Annotated in this window: 25 protein-coding genes and 1 other RNA gene; 20 read left to right on the top strand and 6 right to left on the bottom strand. The window is 47.0% G+C overall.

Annotation, left to right across the window (positions count from 1 at the left end):
• The first annotated feature begins 41 nt into the window (after nucleotides 1-41).
• Complete coding sequence (locus tag VP472_RS16505; RefSeq protein ID WP_070082389.1) at nucleotides 42-674, top strand: NAAT family transporter; 633 nt, start codon at nucleotides 42-44, stop codon at nucleotides 672-674.
• 20 nt (nucleotides 675-694) lie between these two features.
• Here VP472_RS16505 and VP472_RS16500 read toward each other — a convergent pair whose 3' ends face one another.
• Nucleotides 695-1,252, bottom strand: coding sequence for a GbsR/MarR family transcriptional regulator (locus VP472_RS16500; RefSeq protein WP_014418904.1), 558 nt, complete (start codon nucleotides 1,250-1,252; stop codon nucleotides 695-697).
• A 260-nt stretch (nucleotides 1,253-1,512) separates the two neighbouring features.
• Here VP472_RS16500 and opuCA point away from each other — a divergent pair, with 260 nt between their 5' ends.
• Genes opuCA through opuCD form a run of 4 tightly spaced genes read left to right on the top strand, consistent with a single transcriptional unit; the run spans nucleotide 1,513 to nucleotide 4,950 of the window.
• Nucleotides 1,513-2,652, top strand: a complete 1,140-nt coding sequence (gene opuCA / locus VP472_RS16495) for an osmoprotectant ABC transporter ATP-binding protein OpuCA (RefSeq protein ID WP_062623563.1) — start codon at nucleotides 1,513-1,515, stop codon at nucleotides 2,650-2,652.
• A 21-nt stretch (nucleotides 2,653-2,673) separates the two neighbouring features.
• A complete protein-coding gene (locus VP472_RS16490) occupies nucleotides 2,674-3,327 on the top strand; it encodes an ABC transporter permease (protein ID WP_003151654.1) in 654 nt (217 codons plus the stop codon).
• Nucleotides 3,328-3,364: 37 nt separating this feature from the next.
• Nucleotides 3,365-4,258 carry an osmoprotectant ABC transporter substrate-binding lipoprotein OpuCC gene (gene opuCC / locus VP472_RS16485; protein ID WP_102422576.1) on the top strand — a complete coding sequence of 298 codons (894 nt, stop codon included), beginning with the start codon at nucleotides 3,365-3,367 and terminating at the stop codon, nucleotides 4,256-4,258.
• Between the two features lie 17 nt (nucleotides 4,259-4,275).
• Entirely contained in the window at nucleotides 4,276-4,950 is a 675-nt protein-coding gene (opuCD, locus tag VP472_RS16480) for a glycine betaine/carnitine/choline/choline sulfate ABC transporter permease OpuCD (RefSeq protein ID WP_017418896.1), read from the top strand.
• Nucleotides 4,951-4,984: 34 nt separating this feature from the next.
• Here opuCD and VP472_RS16475 read toward each other — a convergent pair whose 3' ends face one another.
• Nucleotides 4,985-5,518: a GbsR/MarR family transcriptional regulator gene (locus tag VP472_RS16475; protein ID WP_003151660.1), complete on the bottom strand. Its 534-nt coding sequence runs from the start codon at nucleotides 5,516-5,518 to the stop codon at nucleotides 4,985-4,987.
• A 285-nt stretch (nucleotides 5,519-5,803) separates the two neighbouring features.
• On the opposite strand from VP472_RS16475, the gene VP472_RS16470 reads away from it, so the two are divergent.
• The 9 genes from VP472_RS16470 (at nucleotide 5,804) to VP472_RS16430 (ending at nucleotide 13,647) form a co-directional block, all read left to right on the top strand.
• Nucleotides 5,804-6,949 carry a betaine/proline/choline family ABC transporter ATP-binding protein gene (locus VP472_RS16470; protein WP_146275515.1) on the top strand — a complete coding sequence of 382 codons (1,146 nt, stop codon included), beginning with the start codon at nucleotides 5,804-5,806 and terminating at the stop codon, nucleotides 6,947-6,949.
• Nucleotides 6,950-6,965: 16 nt separating this feature from the next.
• Nucleotides 6,966-7,619 carry an ABC transporter permease gene (locus VP472_RS16465; protein WP_014305838.1) on the top strand — a complete coding sequence of 218 codons (654 nt, stop codon included), beginning with the start codon at nucleotides 6,966-6,968 and terminating at the stop codon, nucleotides 7,617-7,619.
• Nucleotides 7,620-7,633: 14 nt separating this feature from the next.
• Nucleotides 7,634-8,551, top strand: coding sequence for an osmoprotectant ABC transporter substrate-binding protein (locus tag VP472_RS16460; RefSeq protein WP_146275513.1), 918 nt, complete (start codon nucleotides 7,634-7,636; stop codon nucleotides 8,549-8,551).
• A gap of 18 nt (nucleotides 8,552-8,569) precedes the next feature.
• Nucleotides 8,570-9,247 (top strand): ABC transporter permease, encoded by a 678-nt coding sequence (locus tag VP472_RS16455; RefSeq protein WP_146275511.1) that lies wholly within the window; start codon nucleotides 8,570-8,572, stop codon nucleotides 9,245-9,247.
• Nucleotides 9,248-9,357: 110 nt separating this feature from the next.
• Nucleotides 9,358-10,071 carry a lantibiotic protection ABC transporter ATP-binding protein gene (locus VP472_RS16450; protein ID WP_071392291.1) on the top strand — a complete coding sequence of 238 codons (714 nt, stop codon included), beginning with the start codon at nucleotides 9,358-9,360 and terminating at the stop codon, nucleotides 10,069-10,071.
• Nucleotides 10,068-10,802 (top strand): lantibiotic immunity ABC transporter MutE/EpiE family permease subunit, encoded by a 735-nt coding sequence (locus VP472_RS16445; protein WP_070082383.1) that lies wholly within the window; start codon nucleotides 10,068-10,070, stop codon nucleotides 10,800-10,802. The genes VP472_RS16450 and VP472_RS16445 overlap by 4 nt, the downstream gene beginning before the upstream one ends.
• Entirely contained in the window at nucleotides 10,799-11,569 is a 771-nt protein-coding gene (locus VP472_RS16440) for a lantibiotic immunity ABC transporter MutG family permease subunit (RefSeq protein WP_146275509.1), read from the top strand. Before VP472_RS16445 ends, VP472_RS16440 begins: the two co-directional genes overlap by 4 nt.
• A gap of 21 nt (nucleotides 11,570-11,590) precedes the next feature.
• The gene (locus VP472_RS16435; protein ID WP_003151668.1) at nucleotides 11,591-12,253 is read left to right on the top strand and encodes a response regulator transcription factor; all 663 of its coding nucleotides are present in this window, start codon (nucleotides 11,591-11,593) and stop codon (nucleotides 12,251-12,253) included.
• Nucleotides 12,244-13,647 (top strand): sensor histidine kinase, encoded by a 1,404-nt coding sequence (locus tag VP472_RS16430; RefSeq protein WP_146275507.1) that lies wholly within the window; start codon nucleotides 12,244-12,246, stop codon nucleotides 13,645-13,647. Before VP472_RS16435 ends, VP472_RS16430 begins: the two co-directional genes overlap by 10 nt.
• Nucleotides 13,648-13,732: 85 nt before the next feature.
• On the opposite strand, the gene VP472_RS16425 is transcribed toward VP472_RS16430, so the two are convergent.
• The 3 genes from VP472_RS16425 to VP472_RS16415 form a co-directional block, all read right to left on the bottom strand.
• A complete protein-coding gene (locus VP472_RS16425) occupies nucleotides 13,733-14,050 on the bottom strand; it encodes a catDE operon transcriptional regulator CatR (RefSeq protein ID WP_003151672.1) in 318 nt (105 codons plus the stop codon).
• 81 nt (nucleotides 14,051-14,131) lie between these two features.
• Nucleotides 14,132-14,563 (bottom strand): helix-turn-helix domain-containing protein, encoded by a 432-nt coding sequence (locus tag VP472_RS16420; RefSeq protein ID WP_003151674.1) that lies wholly within the window; start codon nucleotides 14,561-14,563, stop codon nucleotides 14,132-14,134.
• 24 nt (nucleotides 14,564-14,587) lie between these two features.
• On the bottom strand, nucleotides 14,588-14,998 hold the full coding sequence (locus tag VP472_RS16415; protein ID WP_014418895.1) for a transcriptional repressor RghR: 411 nt from the start codon (nucleotides 14,996-14,998) through the stop codon (nucleotides 14,588-14,590).
• A 195-nt stretch (nucleotides 14,999-15,193) separates the two neighbouring features.
• On the opposite strand from VP472_RS16415, the gene VP472_RS16410 reads away from it, so the two are divergent.
• From VP472_RS16410 to ssrA, 6 genes are all read left to right on the top strand, one after another.
• Nucleotides 15,194-15,379 carry a helix-turn-helix domain-containing protein gene (locus VP472_RS16410; protein WP_087920807.1) on the top strand — a complete coding sequence of 62 codons (186 nt, stop codon included), beginning with the start codon at nucleotides 15,194-15,196 and terminating at the stop codon, nucleotides 15,377-15,379.
• A gap of 123 nt (nucleotides 15,380-15,502) precedes the next feature.
• On the top strand, nucleotides 15,503-15,733 hold the full coding sequence (gene secG, locus VP472_RS16405; protein ID WP_003151681.1) for a preprotein translocase subunit SecG: 231 nt from the start codon (nucleotides 15,503-15,505) through the stop codon (nucleotides 15,731-15,733).
• Nucleotides 15,734-15,851: 118 nt separating this feature from the next.
• Nucleotides 15,852-16,592, top strand: a complete 741-nt coding sequence (locus VP472_RS16400; protein WP_146275505.1) for an alpha/beta hydrolase — start codon at nucleotides 15,852-15,854, stop codon at nucleotides 16,590-16,592.
• Nucleotides 16,593-16,610: 18 nt separating this feature from the next.
• A complete protein-coding gene (rnr, locus tag VP472_RS16395) occupies nucleotides 16,611-18,944 on the top strand; it encodes a ribonuclease R (RefSeq protein WP_003151684.1) in 2,334 nt (777 codons plus the stop codon).
• A 139-nt stretch (nucleotides 18,945-19,083) separates the two neighbouring features.
• Nucleotides 19,084-19,554: an SsrA-binding protein gene (smpB, locus tag VP472_RS16390; RefSeq protein WP_003151688.1), complete on the top strand. Its 471-nt coding sequence runs from the start codon at nucleotides 19,084-19,086 to the stop codon at nucleotides 19,552-19,554.
• A 168-nt stretch (nucleotides 19,555-19,722) separates the two neighbouring features.
• Nucleotides 19,723-20,085: a transfer-messenger RNA gene (gene ssrA, locus VP472_RS16385) on the top strand.
• Nucleotides 20,086-21,028: 943 nt separating this feature from the next.
• Here ssrA and VP472_RS16380 read toward each other — a convergent pair.
• Entirely contained in the window at nucleotides 21,029-21,682 is a 654-nt protein-coding gene (locus VP472_RS16380; RefSeq protein ID WP_101562435.1) for a hypothetical protein, read from the bottom strand.
• Between the last annotated feature and the right edge of the window lie 143 nt (nucleotides 21,683-21,825).

The following is a 21,825-nucleotide window of genomic DNA, read 5'->3' as shown; positions in this document are numbered from 1 at the left end:
CAAAACATAACTCAATAATGGCAAGTCATAAGGAGGTACGCATGTTTTCATTCATCATTCATGTCTTCATTTCACTGTTTGCAGTCTCCAATCCCATCGGAAACGTGCCGATTTTTCTTTCACTGACGGAAGGATACCCGGAGAAAGAACGGACAGCGATCGCACGCAAGGCTTCCGTGCTGTCGTTTATCATCTTGGCGGCTTTTTTAATCTTCGGCCATCTGATCTTTAAACTGTTCGGCATTAACATTCATGCCTTGCGTATCGCGGGCGGCATTTTTATTTTCGGCATCGCTTATAATCTTCTGAACGCGAAGAAATCTCATGTACAGTCTCTCCATCATGAAGAGAAAGGGGAGAGCAAGGAGAAAGCCGATATATCCGTGACGCCTTTGTCGATTCCGATTATCGCCGGTCCGGGTACAATCGCGACGGTGATGAGTCTGTCAGCCGGCCATGGCGGCATCATCCATTACATCAGCGTGCTTATCGGCATTGCGGCCGTCATCGCGATGACGTTCATCTTCTTTCACTATTCATCTTTCATCAGCAATAAGCTCGGGAAAACCGAAATGAACGTCATTACCCGACTGATGGGGCTGATCTTGGCGGTGGTGGCGATCGGCATGATCGGCGCCGGTCTGAAAGGCATGTTCCCGATATTGGTTTCCTGACTTAAAAAAGCAGCGCCTGGTTATCTTCGGGTGCTGCTTTTTTCTATTTTCGGCACATGCTGAAACACTTCTTCACTCTCAAAAAATTCTATCAAACGGCTCAGCCAGTCATAATAATGGAGCCAATCCGTCAGTTCATCCAAAAGCTGACGGGCTTTTTCTTCAATATCGGGACTGAGGTTTTCCGATTCCAGAAGCTCAGTCAGCTCGCGGTTCAGCTTTTTATAGAGCATTTTGTTTTTGCTGACCGCCTTTGTCCAATTTGCCGTAAACAGGGAGATAAACGTCTGGTAATAATCACGCTCCACGTCGTAAAGGTCTTTGCGAACGCCTTTTTCAAACACTTTTTCCGCCAGATTGGCATCAGTCATTTCACGGACCACCTGGCTCATCCTCGTTTTGCTCATCCCGGTCGCCTCTGACAGCTCATTTAACGTCATCGGCTTGCGGTTCATATAAATAATACCGAGCACACGACCAAGTGTGGCCGGCATTCCGAATGTATGCATATTCTCGGCGATTCTCTCAATGAGATGCTCTTCAGCATGCCCGATGATATCAAGAGCGTTTTTTTCCACGGCTGATCATCCCTTCACTGGCTTTTCATGCTGACAATATATCATATTTTTTACAGTTGATGAAAAAGATGATGCGGCAGGATATGCGAGCTATCGGGAGCGATTGTAAGAACATCCGCATTGTCAGCGGGATAACATGAAAAAATACGTATATTGTATATAATTTCAACACATTGTAAACTTTTTATTTTACAAATTTCATCTTATAATAAAGATTATACTTTTCAGAAAAATAACGGAACCCTTCGGAGGTGCACGGATTGCTGAGATTAGAAAATGTATCGAAAGTCTATAAAGGCGGAAAAAAAGCTGTCAGCAGCATTGATTTAAATATCGAAAAAGGCGAGTTTATTTGTTTTATCGGGCCGAGCGGCTGCGGAAAAACGACGACGATGAAAATGATTAACAGACTGATTGAGCCGTCATCCGGAAAGATTTTTATCGATGGCGAAAACATTATGGAGCAGGACCCGGTGGAGCTGAGACGGAAAATCGGCTACGTCATTCAGCAGATCGGACTTTTCCCTCATATGACCATTCAGCAGAACATTTCCCTCGTGCCGAAACTGCTGAAATGGCCGGAACAAAAGCGGAAGGAACGGGCGCGGGAGCTTTTGAAGCTCGTCGATATGGGCCCGGAATATTTAGACCGCTATCCTCACGAGCTGAGCGGCGGACAGCAGCAGAGAATCGGCGTGCTGCGCGCCCTTGCAGCGGAACCGCCTCTTATTCTTATGGATGAACCGTTCGGAGCGCTTGACCCGATTACACGGGATTCCCTTCAGGAAGAATTCAAAAAACTGCAAAGAACATTGAATAAAACAATTGTGTTTGTAACCCACGATATGGATGAAGCAATAAAGCTGGCTGACCGGATCGTCATTTTAAAAGCGGGAGAGATCGTTCAGGCCGGCACTCCTGATGACATTCTCCGGAATCCGGCTAATGAGTTTGTCGAAGAATTTATCGGCAAAGAACGGTTATTGCAATCAAGACCGGACATTGAGCGCGTCGAGCAGATGATGAACAAAAAGCCTGTCACCGTTACGGCGGACAAAACGCTTTCGCAGGCGATCCAAGTGATGCGGGAGCACCGTGTCGATTCCCTGCTTGTCGTTGATGACCTGAATGTGCTGCAAGGGTATGTCGATGTCGAGATCATTGATCAGAACCGGAAAAAAGCGAGCCTCGTCGGCGACGTGCTACGCTCTGATCTGTATACGGTCGAGCAGGGTACACTGCTGCGTGATACCGTACGCAAAATTTTAAAGCGCGGAATGAAATATGTACCCGTCGTTGATGAACAAAGGCATTTAGTCGGAATCGTCACGCGAGCGAGCCTTGTCGACATCGTTTACGATTCAATCTGGGGCGAGGAAGACCAGCTGGTGACAGGCTGACAAGGGGGAGGAACGCTTACAATGAATGAAATGATCAAGTTTTTGCAGACGAACGGCGGAGAACTGTTATATAAAACGTGGGAGCATTTATACATTTCGATCATCGCCGTCATATTAGGCATTGTCGTCGCCGTTCCGCTCGGAGTGGCGCTGACGAGAATGAAAAAGGGCGCAGGCGCCGTCATCGGCGCCGTCAATATTGTGCAGACCTTGCCGAGTCTCGCGATACTGGCGTTTTTTATCCCGCTGTTAGGCGTGGGAAAGGTGCCCGCGATCGTCGCGCTGTTTTTCTATTCGGTGCTGCCGATTCTCCGAAACACGTATACCGGCATTCAAGGCGTAAACAAAAATCTGCTGGAATCGGGAAAAGGCATCGGCATGACGGTCTGGGAGCAGATCAGGCTTGTGGAACTGCCGCTTGCGGTTCCGGTGATCATGGCGGGCATCCGCACATCCACCATTTATCTGATCGGCTGGGCGACGCTTGCTTCCTTTATCGGGGGCGGCGGGCTCGGAGACTATATTTTTATCGGCCTGAATCTCTATCAGCCTGAATATATTATCGGCGGCGCCGTGCCCGTCACCATTTTAGCCATTATCATTGATTATCTGCTGGCGGCGACGGAACGGAAGGTGACGCCGAAAGGGCTGAAAGGACTGAAGGAAGTATCATAAGGAGTTGGCTGTTTTGAAAAGAAACCAAAAGAGATGGATGTGCGCACTGGCGCTGTCAGCTGCTCTGCTTCTGGGCGGCTGTTCCCTTCCCGGCCTGAGCGGGGCTTCCGATGATACGATTAAAATCGGGGCGCAAAGCATGACGGAATCAGAAATTATCGCCAATATGATTGCACAGATGATTGAGCACAATACAGACTTGAATACGGCATTAATTAAAAACCTCGGATCGAACTATGTCCAGCAGCAGGCGATGCTCGGCGGTGAAATCGATATCGCCGCGACGCGCTACTCGGGAACGGATTTAACGAGCACCCTCGGCATGGAAGCGGAAAAAGACCCGAAAAAAGCATTATCTATCGTCCAGAAGGAATTTGAGAAACGCTTCCATTACAAATGGTTTGATTCTTACGGATTTGAGAACACATACGCTTTTACCGTCACGAAAGAGCTTGCGGAAAAAGACCATTTAGACAAAGTATCCGATATTAAGAAGTATGCGGATCAATTTAAGCTCGGTGTAGACAATGCGTGGCTGAAAAGAAAAGGCGACGGCTATAAGGGCTTCACCGACACGTACGGCTATGAATTCGGCACAACCTATCCGATGCAGATCGGACTTGTATACGATGCCGTGAAAAACGGGAAAATGGACGCCGTCCTCGCCTATTCAACGGACGGACGGATTAAAGCGTACGATCTGAAAATTTTAAAAGACGACAAGCAGTTTTTCCCGCCGTATGACTGTTCGCCGGTCATTCCCGACAGCGTGCTGAAGCAGCATCCTGAACTGAAGGGCATTGTGAATAAACTGATCGGCAAAATCGATACGGAAACGATGCAGGAATTGAATTACGAGGTGGACGGCAAGCTGAAAGAACCGTCCGTCGTCGCTAAAGAATTTCTGGAGAAACATCATTATTTTGAATAAGAAATGAGGTGGGGCAAATGGAAGTGCTGCAGCAGCTCGGCACTTATTATTCTCAAAACGGCGTCTATGTGCTTCAGGAGTTTTACCGCCATTTTCTCATGTCGGTATACGGCGTTTTATTTGCGGCGATCGTTGGGATTCCGCTCGGCATCTTCATTGCCAGATACAGAACATTAAGCGGCTGGATATTCGCGGTGACAAACGTGATTCAGACCGTGCCGGCGCTTGCGATGCTTGCGGTGCTGATGCTCGTCATGGGGCTCGGCGCCAATACGGTGATTTTGTCGCTGTTTTTATATTCGCTTCTTCCGATCATCCGGAATACGTACACCGGAATCGCCAGCATTGAACATGCTTATCTTGAATCGGGAAAAGCGATGGGCATGACCAAATTTCAGGTGCTCCGCATGGTGGAGCTGCCGCTTGCGCTTTCCGTCATCATGGCGGGGCTGCGGACGGCCCTTGTCATCGCGATCGGCATTACGGCAATCGGTACGTTTGTCGGCGCGGGCGGGCTCGGTGACATCATTGTCAGGGGCTCAAACGCCACGAACGGAACCGCGATTATTTTGGCCGGCGCCATTCCGACAGCGCTGATGGCCGTTATCGCAGATCTTGTGATGGCATGGCTGGAGCGGGCGCTGAGTCCGGTGAGAAAGAAAAAACGAACCAAAGCGCCGAATGCGGCATGAAAAAAAACGCCTTGCGGGTCAGGGCGTTTTTTTCTTATGGCTTCGGAACATGCTTGAAAATTTCTTCGCTTTCAAAAAACTCGATCAGACGGCTGATCCAGTTGTAGTAATCAAGCCAATCCTTTAATTCTTTCAGCAGTTCGTTGATTTTTTCCTCAGCTTCTTCCGGCACGCCGTTTTCAAGGACGGCCGTCAGTTCGCGGTTCAGCTTTTTATGCATCATTTTATTTTTGCTGACGACCTTGCTCCATGTGGCCGTAAACAGCGTAATAAAGGTTTGGTAATAATCCTGCTCGACGTCGTATAAATCTTTGCGGACGCCTTTTTCAAACACTTTTTCCGCCAGATTGACGTCAAGCATTTCACGGACCGCCTGGCTCATTCTCGTTTTGCTCATGCCGGTCGCTTCTGATAATTCAGTTAAGGTCATCGGCTTGCGGTTCATATAAATAATGCCTAAAATGCGCCCCACCGTCGCCGGCATTCCGAATGTATGCATATTTTCAGCGATTCGTTCTATCAAATGATCTTCAGCTTGTTCGATTACGTGTAACGGATCTTTCTCCAACAGTTTCAATCCTTTCAGTCAGCAATTCCGATGTCAATATACCACATTTTTAAACCGGCGGAAATGCTCTTCCGAGAGAATTTGGCAGTAATTCGGAGCAATAAGAAGAACTTTGCCGGTCAATACGGGTAAATCAGTGCTTACACAACCTTTATATATAATATGGACAAATTGTAAACTTTTTAATTTACAAAGTTTAATTTATAATGGGAAACGTTCAATTGTCTGAAAAGTTAAATTTGAATTTAACGATTTGAACAAATTTAATATCGGAGGTGTGAGTGTTTGCTGACATTAGAAAATGTCTCGAAAACGTATAAAGGCGGGAAAAAAGCCGTCAACAGCATCAACCTGAATATCGCCAAAGGCGAATTTATTTGTTTTATCGGACCGAGCGGCTGCGGCAAAACGACGACGATGAAAATGATCAACCGCTTAATTGAACCGACAGAAGGCAGAATCCTGATAGAGGGCCGAAACATTATGGAACAAGACCCGGTGGAACTCAGAAGAAGCATCGGCTATGTCATCCAGCAGATCGGGCTGTTTCCGCATATGACCATTCAGCAGAACATTACGCTCGTTCCGAAGCTTTTAAAGCATCCTGCCGAAAAACGGAAGGAACGGGCGCGAGAGCTTTTAAAGCTCGTTGATATGGGGCCTGAATATTTAGACCGTTACCCTCATGAACTGAGCGGAGGACAGCAGCAGCGAATAGGTGTATTACGGGCACTTGCCGCAGAGCCGCCGCTTATCTTAATGGATGAACCGTTCGGGGCGCTTGACCCGATTACGAGAGATTCCCTTCAGGAAGAATTTAAAAAACTGCAAAAAACCTTACATAAAACCATCGTATTTGTTACCCATGATATGGACGAAGCCATCAAGCTTGCGGACAGAATCGTCATTCTGAAAGCGGGAGAAATCGTCCAGGCCGGAACGCCTGATGAGATTCTCAGATTTCCGGCGAATGAATTTGTTGAGGAGTTTATCGGCAAGGAACGGCTGATTCAATCATCCAGCCCTGATATTGAACGGGTGGAGCAGATCATGAATCCCGATCCCGTGACGGTAACACCTGAGAAAACACTGTCAGCCGCCATTCAGCTGATGCGTGCCGAGCGGGTGGATTCGCTGCTCGTCATTGATGAAAAGAACGTTCTCCAAGGTTATGTCGATGTGGAGATGATTGACCGCAAACGAAGACAAGCGGTAACCGTCGCGGAAGTGCTTGAACGGAATCTGTACACGGTCAGAAGCGGCACTCTGCTTCGCGACGCCGTCCATAAAATTTTAAAAAGAGGCATGAAATTTGTGCCGGTCCTTGATGAGGACGGCCGGCTAACGGGAATCGTGACAAGGGCAAGCCTCGTTGACATCGTCTATGACTCCATCTGGGGAGAAGAGAATCAGCTCGCGGTGATGTCATGAGGAGGCTTCCATTGATATGAATCAGACCGTGCAATTTTTACAGGCAAATGGCGGAGAGATGCTTTATAAAACATGGGAGCATCTGTACATCTCATTAATCGCCGTCATGGCGGGCATTCTCGCCGCCGTTCCGCTCGGCGTCCTGCTGACGAGAATGAAAAGAGGAGCCGGCGCCGTCATCGGCATCGTCAACATCATTCAAACCTTGCCGAGCCTTGCCATTCTTGCGTTTTTTATTCCGCTTTTAGGCGTAGGAAAGGTCCCGGCCGTTGCGGCGCTGTTTTTCTATTCCATGCTGCCGATTCTCAGAAACACGTATACGGGGATTCTCGGCGTCAATCGGCATCTTCTGGAATCGGGAAAAGGAATCGGCATGACGGCATGGGAGCAGATCAGGCTTGTAGAGCTCCCGCTTGCCGCTCCGGTCATCATGGCGGGCATCAGAACGTCTTCGATTTATTTAATCGGCTGGGCGACGCTCGCCTCCTTTATCGGCGGAGGCGGGCTGGGAGATTACATTTTTATCGGCTTGAACCTTTATCAGCCGGAGTATATTATCGCAGGCGCCGTTCCGGTCACGATGCTGGCGGCCGCCGTCGATTACATGCTGGGGATGACAGAACGGAAAGTCACGCCTGACGGGCTGAAAAGCATAAAGGACGCTTCATAAGGAGGAGGTCTCACATGGGGAATAGATGCAAAAAACGGCTGCTCGCAATCACCTGTCTCGGCATGCTGCTCCTTGGCGGATGCTCGCTCCCGGGATTGAGCGCCGCATCGGAGGACACCATTAAAATCGGCGCGCAAAGCATGACCGAATCGGAAATCATCGCAAGCATGCTCGGACAGATGATCGAACATCACAGCGGGTTGAAAACATCCGTTATTAAAAATCTCGGCTCCAACGCCGTACAGCAGCAATCCTTGATCAACGGTGATATTGATATCGCCGCGACGCGCTATACAGGAGACGCGCTGACCGGGACGCTTCGCATGGAGCCGGAAAAAGACCCGGACAAAGCGCTGCGGCTCGTTCAGCGTGAATTTCAAAACAGATATGACATGAAATGGTTTGATTCTTACGGTTTTGATAATACATACGTCTTTACCGTTTCCGGACAGCTTGCCCGAAAGTATCATTTAGAAACGGTATCCGATGTCAAAAAAGAAGCATCCCATCTGAAATTCGGCGTAGATAACTATTGGATGAAGCTGAGAGGCAACGGATATCAGGATTTTATGAAAACATACGGAATGTCATTTGAAGGCACGTATCCAATGCAGATCGGCCTCGTATACGACGCGCTGAAAAGCAGAAAGATGGATATCGCGCTCGCTTATTCCACCGACGGAAGAATCATCGCTTACGGACTGAAAACGCTGAAGGATGATAAGCGGTTCTTTCCTCCGTATGACTGTTCACCCGTCGTTCCGGATCATGTATTAAAAGAGCATCCCGAACTGGAGGGCGTGATCAATCAAATGATCGGCGCGATTGATACAAAGATGATGCAGAAAATGAATTACGAAGTTGACGGCCGATTAAAAGAGCCGTCCGTCGTGGCCAAGGAATATTTAGAAAAACATCATTACTTTGAATAACGGAAAGGAGATGTGCGGATGGACACGATGAAAGAGCTGTTTACGTATTACGCTCAAAACGGCAGCTATGTTCTGTATGAGTGCTGGCGGCACTTTCTCATGTCGGCGTACGGCGTCATTTTCGCCGCCGCTTTCGCCATTCCGGCCGGAATTGTGACAGCCAGGCACGGGCGTCTCGCCGGCTGGGTGTTTGCTGTGGCGAACGTGATTCAAACCGTTCCGGCGCTTGCGATGCTCGCCGTCCTGATGCTTGTCATGGGGCTCGGCGCCAATACGGTCATCACGGCTTTGTTTTTGTATTCACTGCTGCCGATTCTCAGAAATACGCACACGGGCATTATTAATATTGAGCACGCTTATCTCGAGTCGGGAAAAGCGATGGGCATGACGAAATACCAAATCCTTCGTATGGTGGAGCTGCCGCTTGCGCTTTCCGTCATTATGGCGGGTCTCCGAACGGCGCTCGTCATTGCCATCGGCATCACGGCGATCGGCACCTTCGTCGGGGCGGGCGGCCTCGGCGATATGATCGTCAGAGGCTCGAACGCGACAAACGGAACCGCCATTATTCTGGCGGGCGCCATTCCGACCGCGCTGATGGCGGTGGCCGCAGACCTGCTGATGGCGTGGCTGGAGCGAGCCCTAAGCCCGGTGAAAAAACAAAAAAGAAAGCTGATCGTACGCTCAGCCTCATGAAAAAAAGCATTCTTCCGCGTGAAGGATGCTTTTTTTGATTTCTTGATTAAATTTTGATAACTGCGCTGTAAAGTCTTACATATCAAATAACAAAGCAGAGGGGTAATCATATGAGCAACATCTTAGAAACGAGACGGCTGCAAAAATCATTCGGCAGACAACAGGCAGTGGCTGATGTGTCTCTATCGGTTAAACGCAACAGTATATACGGCCTGCTCGGTCCGAACGGCGCGGGAAAATCGACGACTCTCAAAATATTGACCGGCATGCTGCAGCAAACATCCGGCGAGGTTCTGTTCGACGGACATACATGGAAGCGCGAAGATTTGAAAAGCATCGGTTCCCTGATTGAAGCGCCGCCGCTTTACAGCAACCTGACAGCCGCTGAAAATCTGAAAGTCCGCTGCGTGATGCTCGGACTGCCTGATTCAAGAATTGCGGAAGTGCTGGAAATCACGGGATTAACGGGAACCGGAAAAAAGCGCGCCGGACAATTTTCCATGGGAATGAAACAGCGTCTCGGCATTGCGTTAGCATTATTAAACCGTCCGTCGCTCTTAATTCTTGATGAGCCGACAAACGGATTGGACCCGATGGGGATTCAGGATTTGCGGGAATTTATCCGCTCCCTGCCCGGACAGGGAATGACGGTTATTTTATCAAGCCACCTGTTATCAGAAGTCGAGCAGATCGCAGACCATATCGGAATCATCAGTGACGGCGTTTTAGGATATCAGGGAGAAATCAGCCGGGAAGACGATCTGGAGCGGCTGTTTCTGGAGGTTGTCAAATCAACACGGGAGAAAGCGGGGACTGGGAAATGATTCAGTACATGCAGGCGGAACATCTTACATCTAAAAGAACATTTATCAGAAAGCTGATCATTCTGATCCCGCTTCTGAACACGGCTTTTTCTTTTCTGCTGAATACGGCTTATTTTATGACGGGCACGTTCAATTGGTGGGCGGTTATTTTCATGCCGCTCATGATTGCTCTAATGTGCGGTTTATCTGTTAAAAAAGAGAAAAAATCTGCGAATGACCGCGCGGTGTACTCATTGCCGGCAGATTTAAAAAGCATATGGCTCTCAAAAATAAGCTTGATCGCGCTGTATTCACTCCTGTCGCAAATCGTCTTTTTCATCATCATGTTTTTACTTGGCCTTGTATTTCCGGCAATTGCTGCGCTGCAGCTGAAAGGCGTTGAAGCAGGCTTCCTTTTATGGCTGACGACGCTTTGGGAAATTCCATTGTGCTTATGGATTGCCAGGCAGTTCGGATTTACGGCAGTCATTCTCGTGAATATGATCGCCGCCTTTGTTTTGGGTATTGTGCCGGCGTCCGGCTCATTGTGGTGGCTGAGCCCATGGAGCTGGTCAGTCCGGGTGATGTCACCGATTCTCGGGATCCATCCGAACGGAATTCCGCTTCCCGCAGACAGCGGCTTATTAAACGGAAACGTGATCTTTCCGGCTATTATTCTTTCTATCCTTTCTTTTATCGCAATAAGTTTGATTTCCGCAGTGTCTTTTTCAAAAGGGGGAAACCGGTCATGACCGTGCTTTTACGATATATGTGGGCCGATGTATTAAAAATGAAGCGCACGCCGCTCATATGGATGCATGCTGCGGCCCCGGTTTTATGCGCGGGATTTTTCCTGTTGTATATGTATGGAAGGGTTCAGGAGCCTTATATGCTGTACAGTGTGTTTTTCAGCGCGATTGCTGTTTTATACCCTCTAATCATCAGTATTGTCTGCGGCATGTCTGCCTCCGTCGAGGAACAGGCGGGCCATTTTCAGATGATGCTGGCGGTTCCGCATTCGAAAATCGTCAGTTTTGCGGGCAAGCTGCTTCTGCTGCTCCTATTGAATGTGTTATCGATAGGTCTTGCCATCTGTCTTTATTTGGCGGGGATGAAATTTGTTCTTCACATCAATGACCTCCCGTATCTTCTCTTTTTAAAAGGAGGGGCGTGGCTGATTGCCGGCAGTATTCCGCTCTATATGATGTCTTTTTTTGTCGGCATAAAGTACGGCATGGGACCGTCCGGGCTTTTAGGGGGGGCGGGATTATTAATGGCGGCGCTCATGAATACGGGACTTGGCGATATCATCTGGCGTTTTTTCCCGTGGGCATGGAGCGTGCGGCTTTCAGGCCTTGCAGGACTGCTGCATTTTGACAAAGTCAAAAAAGAGTTCCTCCCTTATGTAAGATACGATATGAGATTCGGAGAAATAATGTTATATTTTTCTATAGTGATATTATGTCTGGCCGGCCTCTATTGGTGCAGAAGATGGGAAGGGCGGCGTTCATATGAATAAAGGCAAGGAGCGATTCGGCCGGTGGCAAACATTTTAGCAATTGATGATGAAAAAGATATTCTCGTTCTGATCAGAAACATTTTACAGCGTGATCAGCATACAGTAACGATTCTCGAAAAAGCGGAAGATCAGTCATTGGATTTTTTTCAAGGCTACGATTTGATTCTTCTTGATGTCATGATGCCCGGAACGGACGGGATTGAACTCTGCCGGCGGATTCGGCCGCTGGTGGACAGCCCGATCCTGTTTTTAACGGCAAAGTCTGACGAAGAATCCATTGTGAAAGGCCTCATGACAGGCGCTGATGATTACATCACAAAGCCGTTCGGCGTACAGGAATTGATGGCAAGGGTAAACGCGCATGTCAGAAGGGAACGGCGGGAAAAGCATCAGACGAAACGGCTGATATCAGGCTTCATGTTTGATTTTGACAATAAAGAAGTATGGATGGATGACCGGAAACTGCCTCTTACGAAAAACGAATATAAAATCGTTGAATTTCTGGCACAGCATAAAAACAGAACATTCTCACGGGAGCAGATTTACGAGGAAGTGTACGGCTTGGACGGCGATGCGCTCTATTCAACCATTACGGAGTTTATCAGAACCATCCGGAAAAAATGTAAAGAACACGGGGCTGATCCGATCAAAACGGTGTGGGGTGTCGGATACAAATGGGAATAGCAAAAGGAAAATCCAGCATCCGCAAAGAGCTTGTCAAATTTACCATCACTTTGTGTCTGAGCACGATGGGCGTGGCGGCATTATGCGTCGCCTTAAATGCCATTGCCATGAATGCCGGAGCGATCCTGCCCGCAAACTACAGCGAACATGAGGCGGAACAGATCAAACCCCGCCTGAAATCAGCGGAAAAGATAACAGAAGACATGATCCCCGCAGGTATGACATACGCCGTTTTTGATAAAAAAACAAAGCGGATGACAAAAGGAACGATGACGGAACAAGATGCGGCCAACGCCAGAAAAAAGATTCAGCATCAGCCGTATTTTAATTATGCTCAAAAAGGATTCATGGTGATAAATCGGAAAGATGAATACGGCGTTCTCCAATATTCACTCAGGTCGGAATTTCAGTCGCCGCTGTTAAGGCGCTATCTGCCGAATTATGAATGGACGGGTCTTACGATTCTGATCTCTTTGCTTCTTTTAACTGTGTTTATCGTGACGACGCGTTTCGCCAATCAGCTGAGACGGCATTTCAGCACACTCAGCTCCATTACGGCAAGCATTCAAAAACAGAATTTAAATATCAATCCAAAAAGGTCGCGTATAAAGGAATTTGACGATGTCATTGACTCTCTGCTGAAAATGAAAGACGCGCTTCAGGCATCTCTGGCGGCGCAATGGGAGGCGGAGCGGATAAAGAAGGAACAGATCGGCGCGCTTGCGCATGATATTAAAATTCCGGCAACGATCATTAAAGGAAATGCCGAGCTGCTTCAGTTAACAGAACCTGATGAAGAGCAGACGGAATACACGCAGTATATCCTTGATGCCGGAAACAAAATCGAGCAATATGTCGGGCAGCTGATTCAGCTTTCTAAAGCGGAGGAGGCAGTTGCCGTTCATCTGGAATATACCGATCTCAAAGAGTGGGCTCAAAACATATATCGTGACGCAGCGGCGCTTGCGGGGCCGAAACAGATTGATCTCGTCCTCAGTGAGCGGGGCATTGACCGAAAAGAAGCGCCGATCGATCATGAGCTGCTCCACAGGGCGGTCATGAATATCGCGGCAAATGCCGTCGACTATACGCCGGAAGGAGGGGAAATCCGCGTGGACGTCCTGTGCACCGATTCCGCCCTCCAGCTTGCCGTATCCGACAGCGGAAGCGGGTTCTCGCCGGAAGCGCTGAAAAGAGCGACACAGCTTTTTTACACGGAGGATAAAAGCAGACATTCGGCGGGGCATCACGGCATGGGGCTTACATTCGCCCATCACGTCGTACATCTTCATCACGGCGAATTAATACTTGAAAATCAGGAGTCTGGAGGAGCCCGGGCGGAGATTCGAATTCCGCTGGAAGGCGTCAGACAAAAACAAGCCCTGCACGCCTGAGGGCTTGTTTTTCTGTTTAAGAAAAAGCAAAAATAAAAACGGCTGTCCGTTTGAGAGATCAGCCGCTTATGCGGAAAAGAGTTTATCAGGAAGGATCAATCCATGTTGAAGACCACTTGGAAATTTCCTCTAAAATAGGGGCTAATGCGCAGCCTTTTTCCGTTAAAGAATACTCAATGCGGACAGGCGTTTCGGGGATAACATCCCGTTTGATGACACCTTCTGTTTCAAGTTCTTTCAGACGTTCTGACAAGACTCTTCCGCTTAAATTCGGAAGCGCCGCTTCAATTTCGCTAAATCGCTGCTGTCCGTTCAATAACTGAAAGACGATTAGAGCCACCCAGCGTTTACTTAGGATGTCGACCGCTTTTTCGAATCTGGGGCACATTTCTGATTGGTTCATGCTTTTTCACCTCGTCTTCTGCTATTATACCGCAAAATCGGAGGGAACGTACGTCTGGCGCTTGTTAAGTTGAGGAGAGGATCAAAAAGAGGAAGAGGAATCCGGGGAGCGTTTTTTCGCTTCAGCCGCAATAAAATCAAAGTACTTGCTGACGCTTTCAATATCTTCTTTTGTGAAGTGCTGCCACTTTTTGCTGTCAAACAGCGGCAGATGCTCCGCGCCTCTGTCAACGGCGGTCTGATAGATGGCGCAGATGGATTGATAGCTTTCGGAGGTTTCACGGATTTCCTCCTGAAATGCCTTGATGTGTCCGGCCCGCGCCATTAACTCCTCGTACGGAATTTTTAATGTGTCCGCCAATTTTCTGATGGTCGCGGGTTTAGGAATGCCGCGGTGCCCGTTTTCAATTCTGGAAATGGTCGCCGAGCTGACGCCGGAATAGACGGCAAGCTGATTGACGGTAAGCTTCCGGGCGCGGCGCAGCTCTCTTAATTGCTTTCCGAATGTGTTCAATAAGATCGCCTCACATGTGCAAAGTCATGAGTCTTCATTTGTTCTTTTTTTGGCTTCCGCCGCTAAGAACGCAAAGTATTTATCAAGCAGAACCAAGTCTTCTTTCGACAGGTGCCGCCAGTTCTCCCGCTCCAAAAGGGATAAATCATGCAGCTCATACGTTTCGGCTTTTTCCAGCAAGGTGCAGCCCGTGTCGTACGGGGCTCTCGTTTCCTGGACGGTCTCTATGTATCCCGCCGTCTGCATCAGTTCCTCATACGGGATTTTTAACGCATCTGCGAGCTTTTTAATGGTTGCAGGTTTCGGCACCCCGCGTTTGCCGTTTTCAATCCGCGAGATTCCCGCGGCGCTGACGCCTGAATACGTTGCCAGCTGATTCACTGTCAGATGCCTTTTTTCCCGTAATGTCCGCAATTGTTTCCCGAAGCTTTCCACAGTCTCTCCCCCTCCCGCAGTCTATTTATATTCTAGTATGTTTATTGACTAAAGGGAATAGCCAGGCTGGAAAAGTATTGACAAAAGTTAACAAAAGCCGTACTCTATGTATAAGAAAGAAAGTATTTGACAGAACGGAAGGTGAAGAAAGTGGTCGAAAAGATACAGATCAGAAGAGATTATGTGCTGCAGTATATGGTCAATAATGACTACTCGTTAAACCAGCTCGCCCTGGAGATCGGAATATCTCCCGCCACACTGAGCCGTGTACTGAATGGAGAGCGGAGGCCGGGCCAGCTGGTCATCGGAAAAATGCTCTATTACTTTGACATGAAATTTGAAGATCTTTTTTACTACGACTTTGTTGACAAAAGTCAATGATAATGGAAGATTCAAACGCATTTCCGTTTTTCTGACATGATGTGCACCGATACGGCGTGACATGCCTTTGCTTTTCATGTAAAATAGAAGCAATGTAGGCCAGTCAGTCTGGAGGTGTATGGGATGCACACATTATTGATTACCTTATTGGTTATCGTCAGTATTGCACTTATTATTGTCGTATTGCTTCAAACCAGCAAAAGCGCCGGTTTATCGGGTGCAATTTCAGGCGGGGCGGAGCAGCTTTTCGGAAAACAGAAAGCAAGGGGCCTTGATCTGATTCTTCACCGCACAACCGTTGTGCTGGCAGTCTTGTTTTTCGTGTTGACGATTTCGCTAGCGTATATCGTATAAGGCAATGTTTGTATAAGGTCTGATTTAATATCAGGCCTTTTTCTTGTTGAGAGACGGCGTTTGTTTCTCGCAAAACTGTGGAAAACTAAATTGAATGTGCAAAAAAGGGGTTATGAGCATGAAAATTGTGACACCAAAACCATTTACATTTAAAGGCGGAGACAAAGCGGTGCTTCTGCTGCACGGATTTACGGGAAATACGGCAGACGTCAGAATGCTCGGCCGCTACTTGAATGAGCGCGGCTACACTTGTCACGCGCCTCAATATAAAGGGCACGGCGTTCCGCCGGAAGAGCTGGTATATACGGGACCTGAAGATTGGTGGAAAGACGTCATGGACGGTTATGAGTATTTACGGTCTGAAGGCTATGAAAACATTGCGGCGTGCGGACTGTCGCTTGGCGGGGTTTTTTCATTGAAATTGGGTTACACTGTACCCATAAAGGGAATTGTTCCTATGTGTGCGCCGATGCACATTAAAAGTGAAGAGGTTATGTACGAAGGAGTTCTCTCCTACGCGCGCAATTATAAAAAATTCGAAGGAAAACAGCCGGAGCAGATTGAAAAGGAAATGAAGGAGTTTGAAAAAACGCCGATGAATACGCTCAAATCGCTCCAGGAGCTGATTGCCGATGTGCGCAAAAACGTCGACATGATCTATTCCCCGACATTTGTGGTTCAGGCACGGCATGACCATATGATTAATACAGAAAGTGCGAACATCATTTTCAACGAGGTGGAAACGGACGACAAACAGCTGAAATGGTATGAAGAATCAGGCCATGTCATTACGCTCGATAAAGAACGGGACCTCGTTCATCAGGATGTGTACGAATTTTTAGAGAAACTCGATTGGTAACAAACAGGAGGTCGAATAATGGAAAAAGAAGCGTTTATGGACCGTCTTCTCGCGTTTATGAAGGAAGAGGCGTACAAGCCCCTTACCATTCAGGAACTCGAGGAGATGCTGAACATCAAGGAAGCCGATGAATTTAAAGAGCTGGTAAAAGCGCTGGTGGCGCTCGAGGAGACGGGACAGATCGTCCGCACCAGAAGCAACCGCTACGGGCTTCCGGAAAAAATGAATTTAGTAAAAGGAAAAATTTCCGCGCATGCGAAGGGCTTCGCGTTTCTATTGCCGGAGGATACCTCTTTAAGCGATGTGTTTATTCCGCCGAATGAGCTGAATACAGCTATGAACGGCGATATCGTCATGGTGCGGCTCAATTCCCAGTCAAGCGGATCGAGACAGGAAGGCACGGTCATCCGCATCCTGGAAAGAAGCATCGACCGCGTCGTGGGCACATACACAGAAACAAAAAGCTTCGGCTTTGTCATCCCGGATGATAAGAAAATCACGAGTGATATTTTTATTCCGAAACATGCCAATAACGGCGCTGCGGAAGGCCATAAAGTCGTCGTCAAACTGACAAGCTACCCTGAAGGAAGAATGAACGCCGAAGGAGAAATCGTTGAAATACTCGGCCATAAAAATGATCCGGGCATCGATATTTTATCCATCATCCATAAGCACGGCCTGCCGGGAGATTTTCCGGCTGAAGCGATGGAGCAGGCAACAAGCACGCCCGATACCATCGATGAAAAAGACATCAAAGACCGCCGTGATCTCCGCGATCAGGTCATTGTCACCATTGACGGCGCGGATGCGAAGGATCTGGATGACGCCGTCACTGTAACAAAGCTTGATAACGGCAGCTACAAGCTCGGCGTCCATATTGCCGATGTCAGCCATTACGTCACGGAGAATTCTCCGATTGATAAAGAAGCGCTGGAAAGAGGGACAAGCGTGTATCTGGTTGACCGGGTCATTCCGATGATCCCGCACAGACTGTCTAACGGAATCTGTTCGTTAAATCCGAAGGTCGACCGCCTGACGCTTTCCTGCGAAATGACAATCAACCAGCAGGGACAGGTGACAGAGCACGAGATCTTCCAAAGCGTCATCAAAACGACGGAAAGAATGACCTATTCAGATGTCAACCGGATCCTCACAGAAGACGACGCCGAGCTGAAAGAAAGATATGAGCCGCTCGTCCCGATGTTTAAAGACATGGAACGTCTGGCGGAAATTCTCCGGGCGAAACGGATGGACCGCGGCGCCGTGGATTTTGATTTTAAAGAGGCGAAGGTGCTCGTCGATGAGGAAGGCGCCGTAAAAGACGTCGTCATCAGAGAGCGCTCAGTAGCGGAAAAGCTGATTGAAGAATTCATGCTTGTGGCAAACGAAACGGTGGCCGAGCACTTCCATTGGATGAACGTGCCGTTTATTTACCGGATTCACGAAGAGCCGAACGCCGAAAAACTGCAAAAGTTTCTGGAGTTCGTGACGACATTCGGTTATATCGTCAAAGGGAAAGCCGGAGACATTCATCCGCGCGCGCTGCAGAGCATTCTTGATGAAGTGCGGGACCGTCCGGAAGAAACGGTGATTTCAACGGTTATGCTCCGTTCCATGAAGCAGGCGAAATACGACCCGCAAAGCCTGGGCCATTTCGGGCTGGCGACTGAATTTTATACGCACTTCACATCGCCGATCCGCCGTTATCCTGACTTAATCGTTCACAGGCTGATCAGAACGTATTTGATCAACGGACAATCGGACGAAGCGACTCAGGAAAAGTGGGCCGAACGCCTTCCGGAAATCGCTGATCATACGTCAACGATGGAACGGCGCGCCGTTGACGCCGAGCGGGAAACGGACGATCTGAAAAAAGCGGAATATATGCTTGATAAAATCGGCGAGGAATTTGACGGCATGATCAGTTCCGTCACGAATTTCGGAATGTTCGTCGAGCTGCCGAATACGATTGAAGGGCTTGTGCACGTCAGCTTTATGACGGATGATTATTACCGTTTTGACGAGCAGCATTTCGCCATGATCGGTGAACGCACGGGCAACGTTTACCGCATCGGAGACGAAATCACGGTCAAAGTCGTCGACGTCAATAAAGATGAGAGAAACATCGACTTTGAAATTGTCGGCATGAAAGGCACCCGCCGTCCGAGAGAAACAACAGGCGACCGCAGAAAACGAGGCAGACCGGCGCGGAAACGCGTGTTAAACAGCAATACCCCGGCTTCACCGCCGAAATCGGAGGAAAAAGGGGAATGGTTTACAAAACCGAAGAAGAAAAAGAAAAAACGCGGTTTCCAAAACGCGCCGAAACAAAAACGCAAAAAGAAGAAGTAAATGCGAAAAGCAAATGGGGCATAATGCTCTGTTTGCTTTCTTTCGCAAGCCGCATTTTCATTGTCGCGGAACGATCCATTTGCTAAAATAAAGCGTATCGCACACATGAACGGTTTTTGCGGAGAGAGGAGGATAAGGCATGCCAAAAGGATCAGGCAAAGTATTATCGCAAAACAAAAAAGCAAATCATGACTACTTTATAGAAGAAACCTATGAAACAGGCATCGTGCTGCAGGGAACGGAGATTAAGTCCATCCGCGCCGGCCGCGTAAACATGAAGGATTCCTTTGCGAAAATCGAGCGCGGCGAAGTGTTCCTCCACAACATGCACATCAGCCCGTACGAGCAGGGAAACCGCTATAACCACGACCCGCTCCGGACGAGAAAGCTTTTGATGCACCGGAAAGAAATCAATAAGCTGATCGGCCTGACGAAAGAGAAAGGCTATTCCCTCGTGCCGCTGAAGCTGTACTTGAAAAACGGCTTCGCCAAAGTATTAATCGGCCTCGGAAAAGGGAAGAAAACATACGATAAACGTGAAGATTTAAAACGAAAAGACGCCAAAAGAGAAATCGAAAGAGCGTTCAGAGACAGACAAAAAGGCTTCTGATGCCTGAGCCTTGATGTGATGATATGCCCTGTGCTATACTGTTCACACATCAGATTCACAGGCTGTTTATTGAAGATATTCCCAATTGAATTTGCCTGTGATCATGGTATAATAACAGTACAGCCAGTTGAGCAAGAGCTTGATAGATCTCCCGTATACCCTTAACAAGGGGACGTTACGGATTCGACAGGGATGGATCGAGCTTGAGCTGCGAGCCGAGAGGCGATCTCGTTAACACGCACCTAAATATAACTGGCAAAACTAAAAGTTTTAACCAAAACTTAGCACTAGCTGCCTAATAAACGCAGCGAGCTCTTCCTGACATTGCCTATGTGTCCGTGAAGAGCACATCCAAGTAGGCTACGCTTGCGTTCCCGTCTGAGAACGTAAGAAGAGACTGACAGACTAGCTCTCGGAAGGCCCGCCCGCAGGCATGAAGACGAGTGAAACACGAAATATGCAGGCTACGCTCGTAGACGCTTAAGTAATCGATGTTTCTGGACGTGGGTTCGACTCCCACCGTCTCCATACATAACGCCGAAACCGCAGTGTTATCAAGGCTTTCAAAGCTTTCGATGGCACTGCGGTAACATTTTGGTAACACTTTTTAAAATTCTTCGTTTTCTCCCTTTGTGCTGAAAGGAAGATGGCTTTCGTGTTAATGCCATACCTCCTCCTATCTAAATTCCTGCCTGTTCATTTTAATTTCTCTTACTACTCATTCAATACTTAAAAAGGATAATCTAAAAGATGTGCTGCTTTTGCTTTATCCTATTATTTTGTATTATCCGTTTGTATAATTTTGGCAAAAAAGCTGTCCAGGAAATACAGTAAAGAATAGAGATAAAGCCAACAGAATTACTATGCTCTTTGTTTTAATTGTTTTCAGAATGAAATGAAAGATAGGGATCGAATTGCGGAGTATTTTCTTCAGTCTCGTACATGGACTTCTGTTTAGATTTTAAATGAAATTGTTTAAATTTTTCGGTTTATACTTGAAGTTAGTGAAGAGTATTAGCTATTTCGGGAATTACATACAATATAAACTAGAATTAATTCATGTTATCATTGTTTTATGGGAGGTGACGACATGAGTAAAATGAAGAAGGCTCAATGTACCAACCTAAACGAAAGATTAAGCACTTAACCACCAATAAGTATTTTTGATGAGCATTGAAAAATTTTATAGTAAGGATTGAAAAGATTCAAGAATAGGGAGGGCAGATCATTGTTTTTTAAAACTAGTAGAAATACGGATGAAAAGAGCACTAATATAGCTTTCTATTCTTTATTCATCTATTGGTCAGGTTTTTTATTGATAAATAGTATCCTTGATTTTTTTAACAAGGGTTTAAAGATAAATTCACTTTTGTTATTAATATCAGGCTTAATAGTTTTTTTTGTTAGTGAATTTATATCAAAATGTATCAGAAAAATAAAAAATAAAAAAGTGTGAGCGAAAGCTCACACTTTTTTATTGAGACCTGCAACTATATGTATTCGTTGCTCCTGAACCCATTTTTGTAATAATAATGCCTTTACCTTTAGAATTGCAGGCATTTATAGTACCCATACCTAAAAGCGGTACCGCACCTAACATTAATGTAAGTGCAGTTGGGCTTTTAGCAAAAATTTTAGCTATAGCTGTAGCTGTACCCCAAAATCCACTATTAATTCCAACAGCAGCACTCAATTGTTTTATTTGTGAGTTGCTAATTTTATATTCTTTATAGTTTATAACTCCCATTGTTGTTACAATGTGTTCAACAGGTTTAATAACTTCACTTCTATTTAACTCGTCAATATACTCTTTGAATATGATCAACGCGTCAGTGCCTGTCAAAGAAGCAGATGTTTGATTTTCATAATTTACAATAGTATCATACAGCGTTTTTGCTGCTAAACTCAGTTGACTTATATCTTCTGGAGAATTAGATGATAGATTTTTCATATCCAATTTTTCATCTAATTCATTGATAGCATCAACTAATACTGCAGTGTTTTTTACATCTTTTCCAGGTACAGTTATCGTGTCATCTTCTGACGTTTTCACGGTGGCTAAAGTGCTAATAGGAAAAATGCTAAATAAAAGCACTAGCGATAATAGAAAAACAAAAGATTTTTTCATCTATAACCCTCCTCATAAGATTCAATTAAATTCTACCAATAATAAATAATACAGTAAATAACTAGAATATTAATTTCTCCTTAACAAGTGTGAGGTGAGTTATAATAACGGGTCGAAGGTAATGGATCAAGGTGTATCCTGCT

It is taken from the genome of Bacillus sp. MT(2024), assembly GCF_036362845.1.
Classification (GTDB): Bacteria; Bacillota; Bacilli; order Bacillales; family Bacillaceae; genus Bacillus; species Bacillus velezensis.
This window is presented reverse-complemented; position numbering and strand designations above follow the sequence as displayed.